The organism is Armatimonadota bacterium, assembly GCA_023511795.1.
Taxonomy (GTDB): Bacteria; Armatimonadota; UBA5829; order DTJY01; family DTJY01; genus JAIMAU01.
This window is the reverse complement of the sequence record JAIMAU010000002.1, coordinates 261,345-285,054: the sequence shown is the minus strand read 5'-3', so window position 1 is coordinate 285,054 and position 23,710 is coordinate 261,345. Positions and strand designations below refer to the sequence as shown.

Below are 23,710 nucleotides of genomic sequence, written 5' to 3'. Positions count from 1 at the left end.
CTAAATCAGCGCATCCTTCCTCCAACCCAACTTAATAAGTTCAATGCGGTTGAGGTCGGCGACTCCAAGATGATAGCGCTCATCGGCAACGGCAATGTGCTTGGTAGGCGTTATCGGCTTATCTTCGCCAAAGAAGGCAATCCTCTTTGCGCGCAGAATATGTGTAGCAACACTGTCAACCGCCACGGGGTCAAGTGAAACTGCAAGCCCTTTATATGGCCAAACATATCTCGGATCGTACGCCTGAGGACCTTTGCAATAGAAGAGAGGATTTAGCAGAAGAAGGATGTTTAGACGCGTCTTGCCTTTAACAATGGGAAGATTCCAAACTTTGGCAAGATCTGCGCACGCGTCCGCGTGATATGACGCTGGGTTGCCGCTCAAAATTATGTAATTCTTGATGCATCCGCCCATACCCGCCATCGTATGGGCGCGGGCTGGACGGACGTTAATAAGAGCAGTTGCCTGCTCAAACTTGTCGCGCGACCCCCTATCATCACAAAACACCCTATCTTCCGAAACACCAGCGGCAATAACGCGCTTCATAAGAATTTCGTTCACTTCAGGCGGAGTTGGGAACCGATTCCACACGTTTGTCTTGATTCCAACGAAGTCGCTTGGCTTGACAATTGATTTCCATGCAGATGCAGCATTGGGTTTGCCAAGAAGTTTTGCAACTGCCTGGTCAAGCATTCGGCCAAAAACCGAGATGTTTATCTTGCCTTCACTATCAAGCACGCCAGCATCTCGGATTAGCACAACTCTCGCACGCTTCTCCGCGGATTGTGCCTCAATCGGGAAACCAACAGCCGCAGCAAAAGCAGCTGTCGCCGCCCCCCGAATGAAATCGCGTCGGGTAATGACTCCACTTTTTTCGGTCATTTGACTCTCTCCCATCGCATTTTCACTGCCGCTATAAGTTCGGATGCCCTCTCACGCGTCGGAGCTTCGAATATAGCCAATAGATACTGACCGCAACGCTTGACCGCCACCCATTTGCCATCCTCAGTTTTTAATATCCCTGTATCCTGTGCTTCGGGCATGTATGCCTTAACAAAGCTTCTATAGGCTGCAACGGAACTATCCTCATCCGGATACCGAACAACAAGGAGCTTTGATTTCCCTTTCTTTTCCGCATATTCTGCGAGAACAACATCAGTATCTTCATCTAAATTGAGGATGTTTTTATCAGCAAGGAAGTAGTGGTAATCCAGTCCAGATTTCTTATGGAAATAGCGAACGCTAGTTTTGATAAGATTCAATGGTGGCAAAAGCGAAACAACCTCAGGTTTGGACCCCACGAGCTGAATATTTGACGCAACTATTCTACCAAGCGCCATAACGGCTTCTCTTACATCAGGAGACTCCTTATCCGCCAGGATGCTAACAAAATACTTACCTTTCCAGAAGCAAAGAAGGCCAGCAGCATATTCTGAATCGTTCCCAATTCCGACGCTTTTACCATCCTGTTCAAAGCTATATACCCCAAATGCATCTTCCGGCGAGCCCATGTCGAAAATGTCAAGGGTAATCGACGGCTCATTCTCCTTCACAAAGCGCCTTGCAAGCATTTTTTGGAAGCCATACGCAAGGTATACCTCCGCTCCACCATCTATGTAGTCAAAAAGTGTCTTACGATCGTATATCCCATCAGGTGTTTCAGCCTTCCACCCATTAATTTCATTCGGAATGAGGTTCTCCACCAATGGTTCATCACCTCTCCCAACACCAGTCAGGACTATGAAGAGGATCATTGACGTAAATATTGCGAGTATCTTGCAATACGATGCCGAGGTTATTTTGCGCAACAAAGGATCACCAATCCCCGATGCCTTTATCAAAAAGCTTATAAATAACACTTTAAATTGAGTGCTTTGCACTCGGGCATCACACCTGGAAATAATTAATGCACGCCTATTACTTCCACTTCATAGACTAGCGTAGCGTTCGGTGGAATATTTTTTTGAGGATTACCTTGCTCCCCATAAGCTAAGCTAGGAGGAACTGTTAGTTTACGCCTACCGCCAGAGCGCATCCCGATTAGGCCTTCTTCCAATCCCTTTATAACCTCTCCATTTCCAATGACGAATGAAATTGGCGAATCGGTATCATAAGTGCTTTCCAACTTGGTGCCGTCCGAAAGCCAAAGGGAATAATGTATCAAAACATTACTACCGTTTTGCACAAGGTTTCCGTCGCCCACATAAAGATTAGCATACTTAAGGCCAGATTCAGTCGTTACTTCATCTGGCGTGCGTATCTCAAGCAGTTCCATCTCAAAATACAAAGTTGCATTGCCAGGTATCAAAGGTGGATTGCCCCTAGAACCATATGCTAGCTCTGGTGGGATATAAGCCCTGCGTTTGCCTCCAACACGCATTGTGCTTGCCAGCTCTTCCCATCCCTGAATTACCTCGCCGCCTCCAAGCGTAAATTCAAACGGTTCATTTCTGTCATAGGAGCTGTCGAACTTGACCCCGTTTTGGAGCCATCCTGCATAATGAAAAACACACACCTCACCCTTGAGTGGAGGCATCCCCCTGCCAACTCGCACGTCGCAGTACTGGATGCCAGATGACGTCGTTATAAACCCCCCAGTACCAGAACCACCGCAGCCCACTGTTACTGCCGCCACCGCGGCGGCTAAAGTAAGAAACACTGCCAGCTTCATCAAGCGCCTTCCTTTCCACAAACCGTCAATTATGAGCATTTGAATTCATGAAAATGATAACACCAATCGGTATCTAAGGCAAGCATAACTATTTCGTGCGAGCGAACTCTATCAAATCTCTTATTTTTGCCACCGCCATGCAGAAAACCGTATCAGCAGCGCCATAATAAAGACGCACTTCATCCTTTTCGTAATCCGGAACAGCCGACGTAACAAACACAACATTTGGCACATCCCCCACTCGTTCATAAAGCTCCGTGGGTGCCATTAAGTATTCCTTCCCCCTTGCGATAACTTTTGAAGGATCTTCGAGATCAAGAAGTGCCAAGCCTACCCTGTAGATTAGACCATTGCAACGAGGAGCCGTGCCATGGTAAATAACCAACCAGCCTTCGTTAGTTTTTATCGGCGGCGCACCCGGCCCAATTTTCCCTTGGTCCCAAGCAAAACGGCGGCTTTCCATTATGCACTGCGACCTTCCCCAGTAGACTAAATCGGGCGAATAAGATATCCATATGTGCCCTTGACCTCCAGGTTGGAAAGGTCTATCCAAACGCACATATAGCCCATTAATTTTCTCTGGAAAAAGCACCATGTTTCGGTTCGTAGGCTCGGATGCAATCGCAACTTTCTCGAATGTTCGAAAATCCTTCGTCTTGCTTACGGAAACTTGGCAGCCATAGCGGTTTTCGGCAGCATAGCAAATATAGTATGTGTCATCAATCTTTGTGATTCGAGGATCGTATATTGCTTCCTCATACGTAAGGAACGGCTCCTCCGTCGGCATGAGAATCGGCTCGGGCTCTATATCAAAGTGAATACCATCATCACTCCATGCAAGACGCATGGTTTGATAACCCTGCCTATTCTCAACTCGAAGCACGGCAACATATCGGTCTCCAAACTTGTGTACTGCACTGTTGAATACTGCATTCGCGCCAGGAATCATCGCCGGGGTAATAATTGGATTGTTTGAATATCGCCTTATGATTTCTGTCATGTCTAGCCCTCTTTTAATTAAACTTCTAAAAACCCATTGGCTGGGAATTTGACAACTACTTTAAGCGCTACTTAACCTCCGAAATAGAAAGCCCCAAGATCTCGAAGGTCTTTTCGCGACTAGTGGCGCCTGCGGCAAGGGAAATTTGCGACTTCTTTATGCCAAGCTGGTCGGCAAGTAACTCTATACATGCTTTATTCGCAGTTCCTTCTACTGGCGGAGCGGTTACCTTTACAAGAAGGACATCATCCTTCCATCCCATAATCTGGTTTCGTGAACTTCTTGGATTAACGCGAACTTTAAGAAGAGTCTTCTCCATATCCCTTACCATTTAACCATTCGTCGATACACCTCGTCCGTTTCATCGCCAGGGGACTTCGGCTCGAAAGTCTGATAATTCTCAGACTTGAGGATTAGCACCCCTTCGCCACCTATTCGAGTTGATGTGTATATTTCCTCCGAAACTTCGAACTCTTTTTGCATGTCTTCGAACTTGAAAGTGATGAAATATCGTGATATCGGCTGACCTACTGCGTCTGAGTATTCAGATGCCCTTCGCTTATCCATTACGCACGCAGGAACACGGCGAAGGCGAGTTGAGCGGCCTTCACGCCATTCGCGATATCCCCGACGCAATGCAAAAAACAAAAGCACCCATAAAATTACAACATATAGCGCAATAAGAATCCCTATCACAAATAGCTTCATTTTCTGCTAGTTCACTAATACCAACAACAGAAATACTGCACTGTTTTGAAGTGCATGCGCAACCATAGACGAAATAAGCGAGCCTCGCTCATACATCAAGATTGAAAATGCAGCTCCTAGCACAAAAATCGGCAGGAAGTGAATCGGAAACGGATGAATGCTTGCAAAAACAGTAGCTGAAACGACGATAGCTACATTTACACCCCATCGGGCACGCAATCCAGTAAAAAGAACACCGCGAAAGAATAGCTCTTCGAAGAACGGCGCGGCAACTGCAACCAATAGGAATAAGAGCATCTTGGCAATGGTTGTATCAGCTTGAAGGCAGAGCGGCAAGACCGGATTCTCAGGCGAACGAATATACCGCTCCATCGACTGCGAGATAAACCCCGCCGCGAGAACAAGTGGAAGAGCCGCACAATACCCGCCAATTCCAAAAAGCACATTGCGACCAAAATTGTCAACCTTTAACCCAACGCTTTTCCATGACCAACCCGCAAGATTAAGCCGGAAGGAGAGATACGCAAGCGCCACAAGTCCACCGAAAACGTAAGTCCCGGCTGTTACTGCAATTGCAAAAGTAGGATTAAGTTCCTCCGAAACAAAATTTGCGGTTCCGAGCAAGACGCCCCCCATGAGCTGTGATGCCAGAAGCACTATTAGGTATGTAATGAAAACTTCAAGCAAGTATCCTGCTATTACACTGGGGTCAGCTTGAATTTCAATGGGGGACGAGGTTCGCAGGGGTCTTGAACGAATTTTCTCGTCAATATAGGCTATCAAGACCACTAATCCTACAAAAAGAATAGCTAGTGCGCATAGAAAAACCCCAAACAAAATGACAGCACTCACCCCAGCAGAATTCAGCGCCGCCATTTGCTGTTGTTTGGCCTGCTCATCAAGCCCGGCCTTTCGGTAGAGGTCTCTTAAAGCAAGATGTGCATACCAACCTAGATGAAGATTGTTTATCCTATGCTCGAATATTGGAACGTCAGGCCTTGGCACGCCCGGCTTTAGGTAAATCGAGCGCCACATATCCGCCTCAATAAGCAATTGCTTCTGCCTATACTTGCTGTATTCTGGCCGCGCAGCTGCTTCCTCAAGAAGCTGAATTGCCTTTTCGATGCCCAGAGGGTTTATATCATGTTTGAGAATAATGTATCGGCGGACATAGCGAGGAATGGGCGTCTCTTGGACCACCTCTTGATACGCCTTAATGGCCCTTCTCTTTAAAAAGTCCGCGGCATCAACCGCTGATTCGTCTTTTTTAAATTCTGCCCAGCGTTCGTAAGCATAGGAAATCTTTACTATCATGTCTGTCTGAAAAGCAAGTGGAGAAAAAGAATCGCCCCTCGACGATAGTGCATCACGCCTTTGAAGATAGCCAATAAGCACTATCAGCAAACCGAGAGTCACTAACAAGCTGATAAATCGCTTCTCAGGATATCTAGGGGAATTGTTGGAGAATACAGAATCGTTCACAGGACGTCCTGAAGAAACAGGCATCTTCCTACGCCCAATGCTTTGAGCAAGGATATTCTAGCCCTTTTATTTGTTTGGTTTGCCCAACTCTGTAGAGCGCAATGTAGCAGCCATCACTGCCTCGATCGCCGCCGACCGGAACCCTGCTTTCTCAAGAGTTGCAATACCAGCTATTGTTGTGCCGCCGGGCGTCGCCACTCTATCACGAAGCTCGGCTGTATGAGTTCCGGTCTGGAGAACCATTTCTGCTGCTCCAGCCACCGTCTGAGCCGCCAGCATAACGGCAGTCTGCCTTGGCAATCCCATCCGTACACCACCATCTGCCAATGCTTCGATGAACATATATACGTATGCAGGGCCACTGCCGCTCAATCCAGTAACGGCATCCATCTTGTCTTCAGTTACCTGAACCGCCTTTCCCACCGCACCAAATATCTGGAGCGCAATTTCCATGTGGGCTGGCGTGGCAGATTTACTGGGAGCAAGTGCGCTAGCACCTTTACCAATCAACGCTGGGGTGTTCGGCATAACGCGGATAACAGGAACGTTTTCTCCTAGCTTGTTTTGAATGCTCTCGGTGGTGATTCCAGCGGCGATAGAAATAACAAGCTGGTCCGTTTTAATCTCGCTACCAATCTCCCCAAGGACCTCCGACATGACGAATGGCTTCACTGCCAGGATTAGAATATCAGCCCATCTAGCGACCGACTTGTTATCGGCAGTGGCCTTCACTCCCAGCTGGGCGCTGAATACCTCTCGCCGCTTTTCATCAGGATCCGATGCAATGATAGCTTCGGCACCCACTCCAGCACTTAAAAGACCTCGTGCAATTGCCTCTGCCATCATGCCGGCACCGATAAAACCTATCTTTTTATTTCCAAGCACTATGGATGCTCTCCTCGCTAGGTCGTTTCAAACACTCCAGGAGACGCCTTGTGCAAATCGTCCGGCACATCAATAACCACATTACTAGGCGCAAATAGGTACACGCGCTCGCCAACCTTCTCGACAAAGCCGTTGAGGGCATAAGTCACGCCGTTCAGAAAGTCAATGATGCGCTCAGACATCTCTTGATCCGACTTTTCCAGGTTTATTATCTGTTGCCGGCCCTCTTTTAGTCCGTCTGCCGCTAGCCTTGCATCCTCGAAAGAAGTAGGCTGTCTTACCGACACGTGGCTCACCCTCGCAGAATGTAGTCGCAGAGTTAACGGCCTACCCCGCGGGTCATCTGCACCGACGACCTCCTCAGGGAACTCCTCTTCGTCAATCTCCGAGATGCCGATTCCCCGCTTTATCCTCGACCAGAAACCTCTATGCTCGTTCCCATCTGTGGACATATCACTATTCATCTTACGCCCTCCTTATTCCTCTTCATACGCCTACTAGGGAATTAAAAAATTTTAGCCTCTCATGCTAAGAAAGAAATTTAGTTGGCATTCAAAGCAAAGAATAAATCCATTAAACCCGTGGCCCAAAAATCGCTGTTCCAATTCGAACCATGTTTGATCCTTCCTCGATAGCTATCTCAAAATCGGATGTCATTCCCATTGATAGCCAAACACGATGGTCTATTGGTAGCTCATCCCAAAGCTTTTTTAGTTTGGCAAATGACCTTCTAATAACGGCTTGATTATCAACAAACGGCGCAATTCCCATTAGACCCTGAAGCCTAACTCCTTCAATCCCCAAAACCTCTTCCGCCAAGTCTAGCGCTTGGTCTGGCGCTACGCCAAACTTAGACTCTTCACCCGAGATGTTGACTTCGATTAAAACATCCGAAGTCTTTCCAATCGCTACCGACCGCTTTCCAATCTCCCTAGCTAGTTTTCCGCTATCCACCGTCTGAATAAGATCAAATATCCCAACAGCAGTACGGACTTTGTTCGTCTGGAGATGCCCAATCATATGCCACCGTGCCCGCAAGCCTATCGCCTCGAACTTCGCCAACGCATCTTGAACATAATTCTCACCAATGTCAGTTACACCTGCCGCAAGGGCCTCCTCAATCCTATCCACACCGACGGTTTTTGTCACTGCAACGAGCACTATATCTTCGCCAGAGCGACCAACCCGCTCTGCGGCGGCTGAAATCCTATCCTTGACCTGCCTTAAGTTATCTGCTATGGACATGGTTTGGCTTACTTCCGCAATCGGTATACCACATACCTTCTGCTAAGAGCTTTTTGGTAATTATAACACAAAAGGGTGGGCACAACAATGAACGAATGGAAATGATAAAGCTATTTCGCTGCTACATAGAAAATCCGATCGCTGGTTCCCGTTGCCTCTCTAAATGTATATCCATGATATTCAGCCAGTACCGTAAGACCTGATTTGGCCAGCATCGAAACAATTTCATCTTGAGTATACGCACGCTGGTAGTGATTGATCTCAATATGGCGAGGACCCTCAGCGGTTTTGTAATCAAATGACATGTGAATTGTGCAAATTCGCGACAATTCATCATATGAACTTCGCCAAAGATATTCGACCGGCGAGCCACTTCCAATATTGTCTTGGTCGAAGAACCCCGCCTCTAAAGCAAGCTGTGTGTTAAGGTCGAAAATCAAAAGGCCATCCTCCGCCATATGTTTGGCTGTCCTCTGAAATGCTCCAAGAAGATCATCGGGATTCAAAATATAATTTAGACTATCAAAAAGTGAGATTACCAAGTCAAAGCGCCTTTCCAATGACAGACGGCAGACGTCTTGAACGTAGAAATCCAAGGAAACATGCTCCATCCGAGCTTTCTCACGAGCAATTGCTATCATTCCAGGCGAGATATCTACCCCGACAACATGATAGCCCTTTTTTGCAAGAAGAATGCTCACACTCCCCGTTCCACAGCATAGGTCGAGCACCCATTGGGGCCTACGGCAAAATTTTTTTACAATGCGCTGGACATATTCAACCCAAGTTGAATAGGGCACACCAGCCATGAGCGTATCATAGAAGACCGCAATCTCATCAAACTGCCTGGAAATCTGCTTATTAGGACCGAGATTTTCACGCGAGCTCATAGCGCTAGTGTACCACAAAGTAATATACAGTGGAACTGCAGAGGGTTAGGTACCAATTGTTCGTAAAGATGGCTACATTCGCTCTTCAGCAAGCACCTTGCACGATTCCGACACACTGGACTCGTACGCCAAATCTTCTCGAGGGAGGATAGCAACGCTTAAGATTCCGCCGAGGCTAGCAAGAATACCACAAAGCATAAGAACCCCGCGAACCGAATAAAAATCAGCCGCCACGGTCGAAACATAGGTGGCAGTCAAATTAATTGCTGAATAAAGTGTCCAAAACATGGCAATAGCGCGTGCCTGGAGTCGATTTGGTGTGCAAAGCTGGAAGAGTGTCGAACATCCAATAATCGCAGCCGCATTGCATACTCCCATCATGAAAAGAGCCATAAGTGCCGTATGGATGATATGAGTCTGGGAGAACCATATCATTGTGAGACCAACGCCAAATACGCCCGAGGAAAGGAAAATGGCAGGGCTGAACCTTCGAGAAATACTCCCAGCTATCAATGACCCTACGAACATGCCCATCGCCGCAGCCGACAAAAGCATTCCAAATTCACCGCCGGAAAGCTTCAGGTCATCCACAGCGAATATTACCTCCAGGACATTATATGCGCCCACTGCCACCGCCATGAGCCCAAGGATAAGCAACAAAGACCGGAGTGTACGGCTTCTGATAACAAAACCAATTCCATCTACCGATTCTCTCCCTAATTCACTAAGACGCCTTGGCATTGAGCTTTTGCCTTGAGGAATGACAGTGAACATCAATGCAATCGCCGAAAATAAAAATGTTGCCGAATCAAGGACGCATGCCGTCCGTATAAACGAATAACCGAGCGCACCGCCAATCACAGGGCCAATTAGCATTCCTATGGTTTCATTGAAAGTCGCCGCAGAGTTGGCTGTCATCAATAATTCTTTGGGCACAATATTAGGGATTGAAGCGGTTCTTGCGGGACGGAAGAACAAACTGAAAAGCCCACAAAAGAACGCCACAACATATACAATCCATATTGATTCGGCAGTGCGAACGAAAAGAAGAAGTAGTACCAGCCCAGCCCTTGCCAAATCAGAGAAAATCATAACCCTGCGGCGGTTCAAGCAATCGGCAATCATCCCCGCAGGATAGCCAAACAGAAGAACGGGGAGCGCTTCGAAGATGATCATCTTGCCAACTGTTACTTTCTCCCCCGTCAGCTTGTAGACGAAAACAAGGAGTGCGGCAGTGAGGACCCAATCTCCGATTACCGAAATCAGCTGTGCCACCCAAAGAAGAGCGAAGTTCCTGATTCTAAATAGCTGAATAAATCCCTGCGTTTTCAGGGACAACCGTAAGTGACCTCCTAGCCACCGGCGATGTTATACCAGGCACTTCGCAAGTCGTCATCCGAATCCAGCCGAATGATGGGTATGCCAAGCTCCCGGCAAGCATAGGTGATCTCGAGCGCGAAGTCGCCTGATGTTGCGCTTAAGTGGTTCGACCCAACAACAGCCATAAGCCTAGCGGGGTCAACCCCAAGATCAATTGCAATATGAGGCCATGTTTGACCCCAAAGTATATTTTTGGTAATTTGGGGTGTTATCTCCAATGACCTTCCAACGCCCATTTGCATATAATACTCGCCGTCAATCCGACATAGCCTGCAGACAGTCATCACACCAGGTTGCCCATTATAACCTACCGCACCACCCGATTCACCCTGGCATTGAGCGGCAAATCGCAAATTGGGAAGAACCTTAGCAGGATCAAGAGAATTTGCGGCGTAGTAAACCGAAGAGCCTCCGCAGTTCGATATTAGCACATAGTCCTTTGCAACGTACTTCAAATCTCCGAACAAAGGCGGTACCTCGGGCTGAATTGCCTGAAGGAGCGCGCAACTTAGAAGTCCTTTGATGTCACCTTCGCAAACAGTTGCAACCGCAAGACGCTCGCCCTCGCTGTCGACTGAAAATGGGAGGAACGAAGGTAGAAGGCACGCTGTTACACCATAATCCACGCTAAGCTCAGGTTGGCATTTCACGGAGACACCTGCAATCTCCTCGGCAGGAAACTCTGACAAGCGGTCTCGGGAGGCAAGATAAAGGGCAACCTGCCGGCGGAACGATTCTGGCGTTAGCATGGTTTCATCGTAGATAATGCTTGCTGAACCTTGTTTTAACCAATTAATGAAAGCATCTATTCTTCCTGGTTGATTCTCGAGAATATCATCAGCGCGCCTAATTAAAATATACTGGTCCTCAGAAATGATATCGCCAATCAAGAGGCTCTTCAATCGAGGAATATCATCCCGCAAATGCTCCATTCGCAGGCAGTAGGTGCCGCCCCAAAGTATTAATGATTTTCGCTTGAGTTGCTCAGTTGCGCCGACTCCTTTTGCCCAGCGTATAATTCCAGGCAAGTCACCCCGAAGCCTCGAATGCGTGAGTGCATGAGAGTTTACAGGTGACTCCCAAAGCGATGCACCAACGGCACCCATGCACACCGTTCCTGCCCATGTAGGATCATCCTCGGCGTAAAGAAGAGTAGGCAGGTTTAGCTCTCGAACAGTTGCAAGTGCAAGCATTGGCTCAGTCCAGTGCCAACAACCAAGTACGACAGCATCGGCTTCGGCAGCCTTAATTTCACGAATGCAGTGGCGCACATCTTCACTAGTCGAAACGCCAAAGATGGGTGAATCAGGCGACCGCAGACTTTGCATTGGGTCTGTTGCCGAAATCCCAGCAGCTTTGAGGGCTTGGACTACCTCCGCATGCTTCTCGCGTATGTATTGCTCGCGTCTCTCTACAAAACTCGTAGCCCTGGGATCGGTGAACGATATGACACCAACTTTGATGGTTTTTCCAAACATATGCCTCCCTCGACTGCAATTGCATACTACTCAAGCAGTTCTTCCTCTAAGCCTCAATCATAACAAAGGCGAGGTCATTCGTCAAATGCAAAGGTTAGGAAAGCACAAAATAAAAACTATCTCTAGTAGCTTTACATTACTAGTATCTTTACCTGTTTTGCGCTTTAAGCGTTGACATTTTACCCTCCCAAAGGGATAATTATTAAACAACACAAAGGGATAACTCGAACTCTCAAAGTATATCAACATTTTAAGCATCCCCAAAGGATTCGGAGAACATTATAGCAAGCGCTTTTAAAATAAAAACAGTTTTTGAAAGGAGATTATGTAGTGAAAAAAAGCCTGCCTTTTTTGATTGCCATATTTCTGTTTTTAACATCAGCAATTTGCGGAAATGCAGCCGAATTCCGAGCCTTTTGGGTTGACGCCTGGCATGCCGGCTTCAAAACCCCCGAACAGACCACTGCCATGGTCAACTACGCTAAAGCGTGCAATTGCAATGCTGTCATCGTCGAAATGGAAAAAGCTGGTGATGCATATCATCCCTCAAGCTATTTTCCATGGGCAGCTGACGCTAATCCATCCTACGATGCGCTGGCGGATATCATTAATAAAGCCCATGCACAAAATATAGAAGTACATGCTTGGTATTGTGTCTACCGCATATGGACACAAACAGTGCCACCACCTCAACCTAACCATGTCTACAATCTCCATCCCGAATGGCTTAGCGAGACTAGCACAGGAGCTAAACTCTCCGGCACCTCTAGCTACCTTGACCCAGGCGTCCCTGCAGTCGAGGACTGGCTAGTAAACGCTTATTTAGAGGTAGTTCAAAACTACAACATCGACGGCATCACCTTCGACCGCATACGCTATCCAGGCACAGACTGGGGCTATAACCCTATAGCGGTGGAGCGCTTCAATAAAGAGTTTGGAACCACAGGGAAACCAAACGCTGGAAACGATGACTGGAGCAATTGGCGGCGGGCACAAATCAGTGCATTTGTCAAGAAATTCTACTGCAACGCCATGGCAATCAAGCCACAGCTAAAAGTTGGTGCCGCAGTTTGGAAGACTTCGCTGACCGGCAGCCGAGATTACCTCCAAGATTGGGACGCATGGATGGCAGGCCACTATGCCGACTACATGTGCCCGATGAATTACACAACAGACAATGCTGTCTGGCGTTCGAACAATCAGGATAATCTGCTCCACGCCTACGGCAGGCACATGTACGTTGCCCAAGATACATGCAGCAATACGGTTAGCAATACCAACTACCAACTCAAGGACGGCAGGTCAACAGGCCTCCTCGGACTAAGTTTGTACAGCTACAACTGCGCTGTTGGAACTACGCTACAGTCGGTTCTAACAGACCCCAGCACCGGCGCATTCCCCACCTGGGTCGAACCAACCCCAATGACATGGAAGACCAACCCAACATATGGGATACTTAAGGGGACCGTTACCGACTCATCAAACGGCACTGCATTATACAAGGCGACCGTCTCTATCTCGGGCGGCGGTCTTTCGACCACTTCAGACGGCACAGGCTTCTACGGCATTCTTGACGTAAGCCCTGGCACCTACACAGTTACATGTTCAGCTGATGGTTACGTAAGTCAAAGTGCCACTGGTGTAACTATTACCGCCGGGGCAGTCACCACCAGGAATTTCTCTCTTGCCCCTGATGGTGTGCCGCCCGTCCTGAGCAACATCCAGGCGACAAATATTCAGGCTACTAATGCCATTATTGTTTGGAACACAGACGAAAAGGCAACCACCCAGGTCGAGTATGGGCCGACGCCTTCATATGGTTATATAACACCAGAAAACACAAAGCTAGTGACCAGCCACTCAGTCCAATTGGTTGGCCTCGCGCCGAACACTCAGTATTATTACCGAGTAATATCTAAAGATGGAAGCGGCTCCACTGCTGTCTCAACCCAGCAAACATTTACAACAATAGGCTATGACATACCGGCAGACATAATCAAAGATAACGATGACACCACAGGAGTAGTATTTGTAGGTAGTTGGATTAGGAGCACTTCTTCTACCGAGAGATATGGTGCAAGCTATCATTACTGCTCGGGCTACGACCAAAATAGGAAATGCACCTGGTACCCAAACGTAATCACAGCCGGCAGGTACAACGTTTACGCTTGGTGGGTTGATGGTGCCAACAGAACTACCCATGCCCCATACTTTATCCAGTGGAGCGGGGGTTCGATGAGCATATCAGTCAACCAACAAGACCCAAATTCTGGCGGGAAGTGGCAACTCCTTGTAGCCAACGTGCCATTTGCAACAGGAACCGCAAATGGCTGGGTCAGACTCAGCAGTACCGGAGTTGAGACAAACCTAAACGTAATCGCAGATGCTATCAAGCTTGAGTTCGCCGAGGATAGAGTGCCGCCATCAGTGCCAACAAACCTCTCAGCACAACCTGTTTCCACTAGCGGAATTGACTTAACCTGGACCGCCTCGACCGATAATGTTGGCGTAGCAGGTTACAAAATATATCGGAATGGCGGCCTCATAGGCACAAGCACGACTACAAGCTTCTCAGACACCAACCTTGCAGCAAATACATCTTACACATACGCCATCTCAGCTTACGATGCTGAATCAAACGAGTCTGACCAATGTGCGCCAATTTCTAGGTTCACATTGCCCATTGCACCGTCATCTGGAAGCGTAACATGTAACAAGTCTGTGGATACCTGGTATTCTTCAACGACCTTTGTGTTCAACTCAACAGACGGTTTCGGACCAGGGACTCGCCAATATTACCGAATCCATTGGGATACTCAGCCCACACACACATGGACAGGCGGCGAAGAGCATTGGAGCTCTGGCGCCTTAGAGCTATCTTGCGAGGATAGCGGTTCATACTACTTACACCTCCAAAGCTGCAACGGCGATGGAATACCAAACGGAACACTTGATCTTGGACCATACAAGTACGATGCAACAGCACCTGAAACGGGCGCTGTCTTAGATAACGGAGCATATACCAACGCCGCTGGGCAACTTAACGCAACGTGGAGCGGCAGTGACCCTGAATCCGGCATCGAGGAATATCAATACGCAGTTGGCACCTTGCCAGATAACCTTGGCTCCGTAGTGCCTTGGACAAGCGTAGGAACAAGTACATCCGTTACTACCACTGGCATCAACCTTACTTCAGGAGTAACCTACTATATCGGCGTTAAAGCAAGGAACGCGGCAAATGCTTGGTCTGCAGTATCTGTATCCGACGGAATAATGGCAGCCGACGTGGTTGAGAAAATCTCTGACGCAAAGGCATTTCCAAATGGTCGGGCCGTAATCATCCCACAAAAAGTGGTTAGCGCTGACTTTGACAACTATTTCTACATCGCGGAACCGCTCGCTACACCGGAAATTCCTCAATATGGCGGAATAAGGGTAAACGGTACTGCCCCTGACCAAGGAACAAAGGTTGATATCGGAGGCATAATTAGCCTAATTAACGGAGAACGAGTCATTACCAATGCCTCAATAACTCCAGATGGGACTGCAAGCATTCCTGGTCCATTGTTGCTAATTAACCTAGCTTTGGGCGGCGGGGAATTGAATCCATATACGCCTGGTGTCACCGGCGGCTTTGGAACAAACAATATCGGAATGCTTGTGACTGTAACTGGCAAGGTTAATGATCCCCCAGGAACTGGCTTTTTCTACATTGACGATGGCTCGCTTCCAGGCGGCGTCAAGATAAACTCGGAAAAACTTAACACAAAAATTCCCGCACAAGGCGATTACGTTGTCGTCACTGGAATCAGCTCAACCGAAGTAGTTGGAGGCACTGTTTATCGGGTCGTAATTCCAAGAGGCGACTCCGATGTCACTATCTATCATTAAGCAACACTTGCTTTAAGCCTTCAAAGAAAATAATAAGTAATGGCCGACTCACCAGAGGGTCGGCCAATTCTTTTTATTAAGGGGATTTTAGATTTTGCCAAACAGCATTAATCCGCCAATAGCAATAAAAAGCAGACCAGCAAATTGATGTATGCGATTCATGGGAATTATTTTGGTAAGCACATCACCAACCAACACGCCAACAAGCGTCACAGCTGCAAGCGCCGAAATAGCTCCAAAAAGCACGAGAAAAGGTTTGCCACTTTTTGCTGCAAGAGCCATGCTCATTAATTGCGTTTTGTCACCAAACTCGGCGATTAGTATCAAGAGGAATGCCCTCAACGCAATGTTGCCTGCGATTTCATGTGACATCTGCTCGTTTTACCCCCAGCAATTATTTTTTACTTTGGCCTTAGCTAAATAGCAATGGCACAGACTTGTAATTATATTTCGCCGGGGAACAAGGCGTCAACTTATTTGTTGTGAATTATTAGATTTAGTTCGTGCCCGCTCAACTTCGCCAACTTCTAATTCATCAACATAAACTTTCCGAACGCCCGGTGTACCACGAGCAAGAAAAAGCGCTATGTCTCGCTGTTCTAGTGTGTTGACCCTGCCAATCAAATAAACAACATTATCGACAACATAAGGACTGATTGGCAGATCACCTATCCGCTTGTCCTCGCTCAGACGAGACCTGACTGCAACTTCCAGCGCCGCCTCACGCACACCCATCACGCTCTACCCCCTTACCGACCTTAGAAATGCTTAAAGTCGCATAAAATTAAAAAGCAGATTGTTGGCGCGGAGTTACCCTGCACTGTTTTCATTAGTACTAATTTTTATTCCCCGTTGAATGCAGCCCCAAACTGATGAGCTTTATAACTACAAAAAGGGTTACTAGCCAACCCTTTCATATTTGCTCACTAAAACCATTAGAAGCGAAATATCAGCAGGAGTTACCCCAGGAATGCGTGCCGCCTGTCCAATGGAAGCAGGCTGTATGCGACTGAGCTTTTCGCGCCCCTCATTGGAAAGTGACGTAGCAGAGGAATAATCGAAATCCGAAGGGATTCTAAGGCTTTCTAGTTTTTTTTGTTGCTCGACCTGCGAAAGCTGGCGGCGAATGTAGCCTTCATATTTAATTTGAGTCTCAATTTGTTCGCGGACGTCGCGTGGAAGCTGCGGACCATGACTATTGAGGCTCAATATATCATCATAGCGAACGTTCGGACGGCGCAGTAGCTCCTCAAGAGATGTCCGCCGTTGTAGGTTTTCAATCCCAAGTTTTGCTAGGACTTCTGTATCCGACGGTTTTATAAAAGTTTTCTTAAGACGCTCCATTTCTTGACTTATCTGCTCTTGTCTAGCAGCAAATCGGTCCCATCGTTCCTGAGTAACGAGACCTATCTCACGGCCGATTGGGGTCAGCCGTGCATCTGCGTTGTCCTGCCGTAGCAAGAGCCGATGCTCTGCGCGAGAGGTTAGCAATCTGTAGGGATCATTCACACCTTTTGTTACCAAATCATCAATCATTACTCCGATATAAGCCTGCGACCGGTCGAGTACGATGGGTTCACGGCCCTGAACTGCAAGGGCAGCATTGATTCCAGCCATTAGTCCTTGAGCGGCAGCTTCCTCATAGCCTGAGGTGCCATTAATCTGACCGGCAAAGTAAAGTCCCTCAACAAGTTTGGTTTCTAGGCTCGGCTTGAGCTGTGTTGGCGGCGCAAAATCATACTCAATAGCATATCCAGGTCGGATTATATGAGCGTTTTCCAAGCCTGGTATCGAGTGTATCATCTCAATTTGGACATCCTCAGGCATGCTTGTTGACATTCCCTGCACATAAACCTCATCAGTATGCCAGCCTTCCTGCTCAAGAAAGACCTGGTGTCTTTCCTTGTCAGGGAATTTCACCATTTTGTCTTCGATAGATGGACAATAACGAGGCCCAACGCCCATGATGGAGCCGCCATACATTGCCGAGCGGTGAAGATTTTCCATTATGATGTTACGCGTCTTTTGCGTCGTATAGGTGAGCCAGCAAGGAAGTAGGCCTTCTCGACGCACCAAAGGCGTTATAAATGAGAAAGCTAAGGGTTCGTCATCAGAGGGATGTTCTTCAACCTTTGAGAAATCTATGCTTCCCTTGTGGATTCGCGCAGTTGTGCCGGTCTTCAGCCTACCAAGTTCAAAGCCAATCTCAATTAGGCTTTCAGAGAGTTTGTCGGCGGCGAATTCGCCGGCTCGGCCTGCAGGAAACTTCACTTCGCCAATGTGGATAAGACCCCGAAGAAAAGTGCCCGTAGTGAGGATAACCTTTTTCGCTAAATACTCTACCCCCGTCTGGCTTACTACGCCAACTACTCTGTCGTTCTTAACAAGAATTCGCTCAACCATTGCCTGCTTAAGGTCGAGACCAGGTTGCGACTCGATAGTTTGCTTCATTACAGATTGATATAGTCGCTTGTCGGCTTGCGCCCTAAGCGCCTGGACTGCTGGTCCTTTGCCAGTATTCAGCATCCGGATGTGAGTATAAGCAACATCGATTGTAAAGCCCATCTGTCCACCTAGTGCGTCAATCTCGCGGACTAGATGCCCCTTGGCAGGTCCTCCAATGCTGCAGTTGCACGGCATGACCGCTATGCTATCTATGTTGATTGTCAGGAGAAGAGTCTTGCAACCCAAACGAGCGGCCGCAAGTGCAGCCTCACAACCAGCATGACCAGCTCCAACCACAATGACATCGTATTTCATAGCACCTATATTATACCATACTGCCAATTCAGGGTCCGCCTAAAGCACTTGCTTGATTCTAGACCATTTGTTGACTTTGCAGTCAGTTCATAGATAAAAGCGAAAATTGAAAGGCAAATCAGGCATAAATGCGGGTATTAAACTGGTAATGTTGACAACTTCCACGCTGGATAGTCAATGGAATAACGTTAACGTAGACTCCGTTTGGAACGGCGGATTCCCAATTTGATGAAACCTAGAACCAATTTAAATGGCATTGTTATGAATTATTACAGGAACGCAGTGCGTTCATCCTGGCAGTCAAGAATTGAATCACTCACGGCTGTAACCGCAGGCAACGCCGAGCTTTCTGGTGCAATTCCATTGCCATTTAAAAGCGGTTGTTCGGCAATTCCGCACGACGCCAACGTGAGCCATACAATATTAACTTCAAAACAGATAAAGGAGGCCGATGACGAAACAATGGCTCTGGCAGATTTAGAAAGATTTGTAAGGGACGAGGGACACGCTTATTTTCAATTAAAGTCGCCGCTTCTAATCAGGCTTTACCTGCCGCGCCCAAATGGCGATACAGTGCGTGCACTCTGTACATCAGGAGATATGGGATGCTCAGGAATTAGGGTATACCTTCCATCGAGAATGGATCTCAAGCCTGGCGTAGCTCTGGATCTTGACCTTTTTGTTAATAAGAAAAACAATCCAGTGGCTGTAAAGGGCGTAGTTAGCAAAATTGAGCACAAATACGAGAAAGAACTTGTCCGCTATGCCATTGATATCCGATTCGGCCCATTAAACGCCGATGCATTGCATAAAATCACAGAATATGTGCAATCTCAAGCTTAAAAAGAGTAAGTTCAATGCAAAAGGCTAAAGCTGGAGGGTGATTATATCACCCTCCAATTTCTATGCATTTTCGTTATTCACCACCCTGTAAATCACAATTCCACCTTGGTCAAATGCTGGCTTTAGATAATCAACCTTCCGCTCACTTAAATTAACAGGTTTAAAACCAGGGGAGCTTTCCTCACGACATTCAACAACCCAGCTTATTCGGTGCTTCCGTAAAAACATCCGCCTCTCGTCATCAGAAGTGTCAGGAACATAGAAGCGCCCAATTTCCAAAAGCTTCTCCCAAAAACGCACTGTTTCCCCCCAGTGACCGCAGTACACAGTGCGTCCTGTAAACCCCGGAACAAGCACCGACAAGCTCGGCGGGCCAAGGATTGCCTCATCTGGTTTCGCATGAGCCCGTAGAAATGAAAGAGCATTCAGCTCAACCTCTGAAATGTAAGGCGTGTGAAACCCTGTTGGCACTTGGTTTTGCAGAATATCACCAATATTCCACGCTATTACGACCATGTTTGATGGAACCATCGCCAGTAATATAAGTGCAGAAAACAACGTCCGATGTTTATCTTGCAGAATACGGCTAGTTACAGCAGTCACGCCCATTGTCGTTAGAATGCTCAGCGGTATATGTGTTCCCATTATGAGCTTTCTTTGGAAAGTTACAGGAAGATATGCCGCAATGAAGCCAGCCAAACACCAGCAGACGAGAAGGCTTAAGTCATTATTCCTTCTCGACTGCCACACCCCAATAAACGCAAACACAAGAAGAAGTCCGTAGCCGGCAATATACCAAACAATACTAGGCGAAGTCGTCGGCACTGCAACGCGCATTCTAAAGACAGGCTCACTCAAATAAAAGTACGCTTGATATGCTATCGCAGGCGATGCAATTAGCAAAGCGGTTGCGCCTCCAACCAAAACCCTAGAATTTCGAGGTCTCAATGCCAGCTTGAGTAGCGAATAGAGCGCCCAAGTAAGACCTAGTGGGATAATGTCATAAGTATGGATGTTCGAAAGAAGCAATAGGCCCACACCAGCAAATATTGCATATTTCCATTGGCCAGCTGTTGCGAATTTGTAAAGCCAAAAAATAATTCCTACCATCAGCAAGGTTGGGAAAGTATACAGTGGACTTAAATAAATACTAAGAAATGTGATCGCTTCTGGTTGCCACAAATCTACCGGAGCGTCTGTTGAATGAGGAACCCCTACAAATAGAAAGCCCAAACCAGCCGAAGTTCCCGTGATTAACAAACAAAGACGTCGAGAGAATTTGTCTTTAAGCCAGGTACTCGAAAAAATATATATAGCAAGCAAAAGCGCAAAGCCGCTGATAACCCTTGCGATGTGAAGCATTGCTATTAGCGGCAAGTGCGCAAAGTGAGCCAATCTTCCGAGCAAATAAAAGAAAATATTGAAACCTTTGCCTATCTGGGGTTCTGTTGTAAAGAGATTTCTTATAAAAAAATACCCATCAGCGGCCTGCCGCATCCAAGAAAGATAAACGCACATATCATCGCCATTGTGCATAAACCCAATGAAGCGATAACCTGGGCCTGCGAAGGCATAACCTATTGCATAAGGGACCATTGTCCCAAGCACAATGGCGAGAGACACCCATATCACCCATTTCCATTCACTTCGGCTGATAGATGTTTTATCCATCTTCACTACCTGCGTTTCCCCGCTTAATGCTAGCAACGCTTACGCCAAGCAGAACAACCAGTGCGCAACATGCCAGCCAAAGTCCCCTCTTAAATGACTTTGGACGGTATGAGAAAACTACCTCGTGCTTTCCGGCTTGAATCGCTACCCCTCGGAAACAAAAATCCACCTCAAATACGCGTTTTGGCTCACCATCTACCAAAGCTTCCCACCCCGGATAAAATTGGTCAGTGAGTATTAAAATGCCGGGCGCACGAGTTCTCACGCTTACCGTCACTTCATTCGGCCTATATTTGGTAATCTTTACATCCTCACTTGCCATATCTGCCTTCAGCAAGCTCGGACGAAGTGCTTCCAGCAGAAACTCGGAGTCACCTAGCGCCGTTGAACGCAGGTCCACCTCGCCGCGCCGTATTCTGCGAAGGCATTCATCGTCATCCACAAACTCTACCTTATGCACTATAAACGCTCGCGGAAGAACACCATCATTCTGATACAAATAGCAACCATCCATCTCTAAAGGCTTGCCCCCTAGGTGTGCTAGAGAGATAATCCAACGAACCCCAAGCAAATCATAGATGGGCGAAGTGGGATTGTGAGCAAAAACCATGTTGCCGTTTTCTCGCGGCGATGAATCCCTGCCGGCAGCTGCATCAAGCAATTTTTTGTATTTGAGTGGATAGAGCGCCGAATAGCCTTGAACGTCCTGCAACCCATAGACCATTGCCGAGTTTGGTGGAAGCACAGCCTTCGGATAGGTACGGAGGTCCCACCTTGAGTTCAGAGGCATAATTCGCCACAAGCCCAAGTCACCCCTGAGGAAATTCGTCAGTGTGCCCTCTGGATAAATCTGAGGCCGAACGCAGGTTTGGTTATACTTTATCCCAAATACAAGCAAGTCTGCGATGAGTAGCCCTACCAAAAGCCCACCACAAAAAGTCCGATTTAGCTTCCCCGAAACCAGAAGCACCATAAGCCCAAAAGCTCCAAGAAAAAATGGTGGGAATAGCCAGGTCACCGGAAGTGATATCTCGAGCAGGTCAATCGCGCCAAATTCGCTACGTATGCGCTCAAAATTTAGCTTTAAAAGAAGAAGCCCTATGAGTAGAATTGATATAACTATAAGTAAAATTCGAATCAACGTTTGATTTGCCTTTTCTGGCTTTTGATTCAAGAGCCGCTCAAAGCCCAGCGCACCAAGGATGGTTAGCGAAAACATATAGATAAAGAGTGCCCTTACAGGAGAACCTGAACGTGAAAATCCAGGGACTCCAAAGTAGAAGATTCGATTAACAGCGGTGCCCATTGCCATCAAAAGACCCAGAACAGCAAGGCAACCGAAAAACCAAGCATATTGCCGCCGCTTACCACCACACATAAATGCAAGCGGTGCGAGGAGCAGAGGCAAAATTCCCATGTAACCACAATAATCAGCGTATTCACCTACACCCCAATAGTCGAAATCCAGCTTCGACGGATTGCCATAAAAGTCAGGAAGTAGGAGCGTAATAAGGTTTGCCGGGGTCATTGCTGTAGATGAATACGCCTTGTATCCACCGCCAATCCTATGCGACAGAGCCGCTAGTTCGGTGGTCGGAAGTATCTGCGGTGCGGCAAGGGCAAATCCAATAGCAAACGCAAAAATGCCAAGCCCCAGTGAGCAGACAATTCCAGTTTCCGAGCGCCCAACGAAAGCTAGATAAGCCAAGAACATAGCGGACACAAGCAGACAATAAAAGGCAATCTGTGGATGTCCTGCTATGAGTGAGAGCGCTATCATTATTCCGGATACGGCGGCATAGATTCTCGAGCGATGAATAAGAGCCAACCGCAAGAAATGCAGCGTAAGAGGAAGCCAGATAGCAACAGCCAAGAAGTTTGGGAGCTCCAACCAAACAACAGCAAAACCGCCTAGCATAAATGTGATTCCGCCAAGCATCGACGCCATCGAGCTCAATCCAATGCCCCTTAGGAAAATATAGGTGAAAACCCCTGCCGCAAAAAGGTGAAGTGCGGCAAGTATGCCAAATGCAACATCAGCTGGGAGCAAAGCGAATAGGAGATTTGGTGGATATAGTACGGCAGTCTGGGGATCTGCAAGGAAAGGCATTCCACACATCTGATATGGATTCCAGAATGGAATATCTCCAGACTTTATAGACTCACCCAAAAATTTCCTCGCAGGATAGAAGTAGGCAATCGAATCCCAAGTGAGCGCATTCCAATGTACCGGGTCCGGCGTCGCCACGCCTGCCCTCCATGGCGACATGTAGCCAAGCATACCACCCGGCAGAAGTGCCCGCGCGCCAAATAGAACCGGCCAAAGAAAGATAAAAGTAAGCACGGCGAAGATTAAAAACGGCAAGAGCCTGCGAATCATTTATATCTCAACGCTGCCCACTGTAACCTATCCCTATCAAGCTTACACCTATGCAAATCAGAAGTAAGCCTGGCACTGCAATCAGCGGGATTTTTTCGCTCAAAATCAGTGCCGAAAGGATTACGACAAGCACATAGCTTAAACTAATCATTGGATATGCAAAGCTTAAGTCCACTCTGCTCAGAATGATGATCCAAGTTATGGCGCTGAAGGCATAAATCATCAATCCAGCAAAAATATATGGCGTGAACATTGCCCTGATGGCACAAAAAGCCGCTTCAAGAATTGAATGATTGGGCTTAATTAAGCCGCCAAGCTTTGATGTACCAATTTTTAAAACTATCTGACCAGTCGCTGCAAGCATGACGTTGAAAAGGATCAGTGCTACAGAAAGCAAAGATGGTTTACCCACAAGTACCTCCCTAA

The 23,710-nt window shown here is 47.4% G+C and carries 21 protein-coding genes; 2 read left to right on the top strand and 19 right to left on the bottom strand.

The annotated features are described in order from the left end of the window. The 13 genes from K6T99_04070 to K6T99_04010 all read right to left on the bottom strand — a co-directional run bounded on the left by K6T99_04070 (window position 1) and on the right by K6T99_04010 (window position 11,739). Window positions 1-882, bottom strand: coding sequence for a DUF362 domain-containing protein (locus tag K6T99_04070; protein MCL6518983.1), 882 nt, complete (start codon window positions 880-882; stop codon window positions 1-3). After that, window positions 879-1,808: a hypothetical protein gene (locus tag K6T99_04065; GenBank protein ID MCL6518982.1), complete on the bottom strand. Its 930-nt coding sequence runs from the start codon at window positions 1,806-1,808 to the stop codon at window positions 879-881. The genes K6T99_04070 and K6T99_04065 overlap by 4 nt, the downstream gene beginning before the upstream one ends. A 95-nt stretch (window positions 1,809-1,903) precedes the next feature. Beyond that, window positions 1,904-2,710, bottom strand: a complete 807-nt coding sequence (locus K6T99_04060) for an FKBP-type peptidyl-prolyl cis-trans isomerase (protein MCL6518981.1) — start codon at window positions 2,708-2,710, stop codon at window positions 1,904-1,906. 49 nt (window positions 2,711-2,759) lie between these two features. Beyond that, window positions 2,760-3,671: a glycoside hydrolase family 130 protein gene (locus tag K6T99_04055; protein MCL6518980.1), complete on the bottom strand. Its 912-nt coding sequence runs from the start codon at window positions 3,669-3,671 to the stop codon at window positions 2,760-2,762. A 67-nt stretch (window positions 3,672-3,738) separates the two neighbouring features. After that, a complete protein-coding gene (locus tag K6T99_04050) occupies window positions 3,739-3,990 on the bottom strand; it encodes a DUF167 domain-containing protein (GenBank protein MCL6518979.1) in 252 nt (83 codons plus the stop codon). A 5-nt stretch (window positions 3,991-3,995) separates the two neighbouring features. Beyond that, window positions 3,996-4,367, bottom strand: coding sequence for a DUF2500 domain-containing protein (locus K6T99_04045; protein ID MCL6518978.1), 372 nt, complete (start codon window positions 4,365-4,367; stop codon window positions 3,996-3,998). 18 nt (window positions 4,368-4,385) lie between these two features. Beyond that, entirely contained in the window at window positions 4,386-5,885 is a 1,500-nt protein-coding gene (locus K6T99_04040; GenBank protein MCL6518977.1) for a CPBP family intramembrane metalloprotease, read from the bottom strand. A 42-nt stretch (window positions 5,886-5,927) separates the two neighbouring features. Next, complete coding sequence (gene proC / locus K6T99_04035) at window positions 5,928-6,749, bottom strand: pyrroline-5-carboxylate reductase (protein MCL6518976.1); 822 nt, start codon at window positions 6,747-6,749, stop codon at window positions 5,928-5,930. 14 nt (window positions 6,750-6,763) lie between these two features. Next, entirely contained in the window at window positions 6,764-7,210 is a 447-nt protein-coding gene (locus K6T99_04030; protein MCL6518975.1) for a cell division protein SepF, read from the bottom strand. Between the two features lie 109 nt (window positions 7,211-7,319). After that, the gene (locus K6T99_04025) at window positions 7,320-7,991 is read right to left on the bottom strand and encodes a YggS family pyridoxal phosphate-dependent enzyme (GenBank protein ID MCL6518974.1); all 672 of its coding nucleotides are present in this window, start codon (window positions 7,989-7,991) and stop codon (window positions 7,320-7,322) included. Window positions 7,992-8,101: 110 nt separating this feature from the next. Next, a complete protein-coding gene (locus K6T99_04020) occupies window positions 8,102-8,881 on the bottom strand; it encodes a class I SAM-dependent methyltransferase (protein ID MCL6518973.1) in 780 nt (259 codons plus the stop codon). Window positions 8,882-8,953: 72 nt separating this feature from the next. Next, window positions 8,954-10,219: an MFS transporter gene (locus tag K6T99_04015; protein MCL6518972.1), complete on the bottom strand. Its 1,266-nt coding sequence runs from the start codon at window positions 10,217-10,219 to the stop codon at window positions 8,954-8,956. 14 nt (window positions 10,220-10,233) lie between these two features. Further along, window positions 10,234-11,739 (bottom strand): fucose isomerase, encoded by a 1,506-nt coding sequence (locus K6T99_04010; GenBank protein MCL6518971.1) that lies wholly within the window; start codon window positions 11,737-11,739, stop codon window positions 10,234-10,236. Between the two features lie 330 nt (window positions 11,740-12,069). Here K6T99_04010 and K6T99_04005 point away from each other — a divergent pair, with 330 nt between their 5' ends. Beyond that, a complete protein-coding gene (locus tag K6T99_04005) occupies window positions 12,070-15,630 on the top strand; it encodes a family 10 glycosylhydrolase (GenBank protein MCL6518970.1) in 3,561 nt (1,186 codons plus the stop codon). A gap of 87 nt (window positions 15,631-15,717) precedes the next feature. On the opposite strand, the gene K6T99_04000 is transcribed toward K6T99_04005, so the two are convergent. The 3 genes from K6T99_04000 to mnmG all read right to left on the bottom strand — a co-directional run bounded on the left by K6T99_04000 (window position 15,718) and on the right by mnmG (window position 18,390). After that, complete coding sequence (locus tag K6T99_04000) at window positions 15,718-15,990, bottom strand: TMEM165/GDT1 family protein (GenBank protein MCL6518969.1); 273 nt, start codon at window positions 15,988-15,990, stop codon at window positions 15,718-15,720. Between the two features lie 108 nt (window positions 15,991-16,098). Further along, the gene (locus K6T99_03995; GenBank protein MCL6518968.1) at window positions 16,099-16,365 is read right to left on the bottom strand and encodes a BON domain-containing protein; all 267 of its coding nucleotides are present in this window, start codon (window positions 16,363-16,365) and stop codon (window positions 16,099-16,101) included. A gap of 165 nt (window positions 16,366-16,530) precedes the next feature. After that, window positions 16,531-18,390, bottom strand: coding sequence for a tRNA uridine-5-carboxymethylaminomethyl(34) synthesis enzyme MnmG (gene mnmG / locus K6T99_03990; GenBank protein ID MCL6518967.1), 1,860 nt, complete (start codon window positions 18,388-18,390; stop codon window positions 16,531-16,533). A gap of 228 nt (window positions 18,391-18,618) precedes the next feature. On the opposite strand from mnmG, the gene K6T99_03985 reads away from it, so the two are divergent. Next, a complete protein-coding gene (locus tag K6T99_03985; GenBank protein ID MCL6518966.1) occupies window positions 18,619-19,233 on the top strand; it encodes a hypothetical protein in 615 nt (204 codons plus the stop codon). A gap of 60 nt (window positions 19,234-19,293) precedes the next feature. Here K6T99_03985 and K6T99_03980 read toward each other — a convergent pair whose 3' ends face one another. The 3 genes from K6T99_03980 to K6T99_03970 are packed head-to-tail and all read right to left on the bottom strand — an operon-like array spanning window position 19,294 to window position 23,696. Beyond that, window positions 19,294-20,904: a hypothetical protein gene (locus K6T99_03980; GenBank protein ID MCL6518965.1), complete on the bottom strand. Its 1,611-nt coding sequence runs from the start codon at window positions 20,902-20,904 to the stop codon at window positions 19,294-19,296. Next, a complete protein-coding gene (locus K6T99_03975) occupies window positions 20,897-23,284 on the bottom strand; it encodes a YfhO family protein (GenBank protein ID MCL6518964.1) in 2,388 nt (795 codons plus the stop codon). The genes K6T99_03980 and K6T99_03975 overlap by 8 nt, the downstream gene beginning before the upstream one ends. A gap of 7 nt (window positions 23,285-23,291) precedes the next feature. Beyond that, the gene (locus K6T99_03970) at window positions 23,292-23,696 is read right to left on the bottom strand and encodes a hypothetical protein (protein MCL6518963.1); all 405 of its coding nucleotides are present in this window, start codon (window positions 23,694-23,696) and stop codon (window positions 23,292-23,294) included. Window positions 23,697-23,710: the final 14 nt, after the last annotated feature.

What these genes read in the sequence shown, in the direction of transcription:
- K6T99_04070 (MCL6518983.1), bottom strand. Translation starts at nt 882, where the DNA reads ATGACCGAAAAAAGTGGAGTCATTACCCGACGCGATTTCATTCGGGGG.
- K6T99_04060 (MCL6518981.1), bottom strand. Translation starts at nt 2,710, where the DNA reads ATGCTCATAATTGACGGTTTGTGGAAAGGAAGGCGCTTGATGAAGCTG.
- K6T99_04055 (MCL6518980.1), bottom strand. Translation starts at nt 3,671, where the DNA reads ATGACAGAAATCATAAGGCGATATTCAAACAATCCAATTATTACCCCG.
- K6T99_04050 (MCL6518979.1), bottom strand. Translation starts at nt 3,990, where the DNA reads ATGGAGAAGACTCTTCTTAAAGTTCGCGTTAATCCAAGAAGTTCACGA.
- K6T99_04040 (MCL6518977.1), bottom strand. Translation starts at nt 5,885, where the DNA reads ATGCCTGTTTCTTCAGGACGTCCTGTGAACGATTCTGTATTCTCCAAC.
- K6T99_04030 (MCL6518975.1), bottom strand. Translation starts at nt 7,210, where the DNA reads ATGAATAGTGATATGTCCACAGATGGGAACGAGCATAGAGGTTTCTGG.
- K6T99_04025 (MCL6518974.1), bottom strand. Translation starts at nt 7,991, where the DNA reads ATGTCCATAGCAGATAACTTAAGGCAGGTCAAGGATAGGATTTCAGCC.
- K6T99_04020 (MCL6518973.1), bottom strand. Translation starts at nt 8,881, where the DNA reads ATGAGCTCGCGTGAAAATCTCGGTCCTAATAAGCAGATTTCCAGGCAG.
- K6T99_04010 (MCL6518971.1), bottom strand. Translation starts at nt 11,739, where the DNA reads ATGTTTGGAAAAACCATCAAAGTTGGTGTCATATCGTTCACCGATCCC.
- K6T99_03995 (MCL6518968.1), bottom strand. Translation starts at nt 16,365, where the DNA reads ATGGGTGTGCGTGAGGCGGCGCTGGAAGTTGCAGTCAGGTCTCGTCTG.
- mnmG (MCL6518967.1), bottom strand. Translation starts at nt 18,390, where the DNA reads ATGAAATACGATGTCATTGTGGTTGGAGCTGGTCATGCTGGTTGTGAG.
- K6T99_03985 (MCL6518966.1), top strand. Translation starts at nt 18,619, where the DNA reads ATGAAACCTAGAACCAATTTAAATGGCATTGTTATGAATTATTACAGG.
- K6T99_03980 (MCL6518965.1), bottom strand. Translation starts at nt 20,904, where the DNA reads ATGGATAAAACATCTATCAGCCGAAGTGAATGGAAATGGGTGATATGG.
- K6T99_03975 (MCL6518964.1), bottom strand. Translation starts at nt 23,284, where the DNA reads ATGATTCGCAGGCTCTTGCCGTTTTTAATCTTCGCCGTGCTTACTTTT.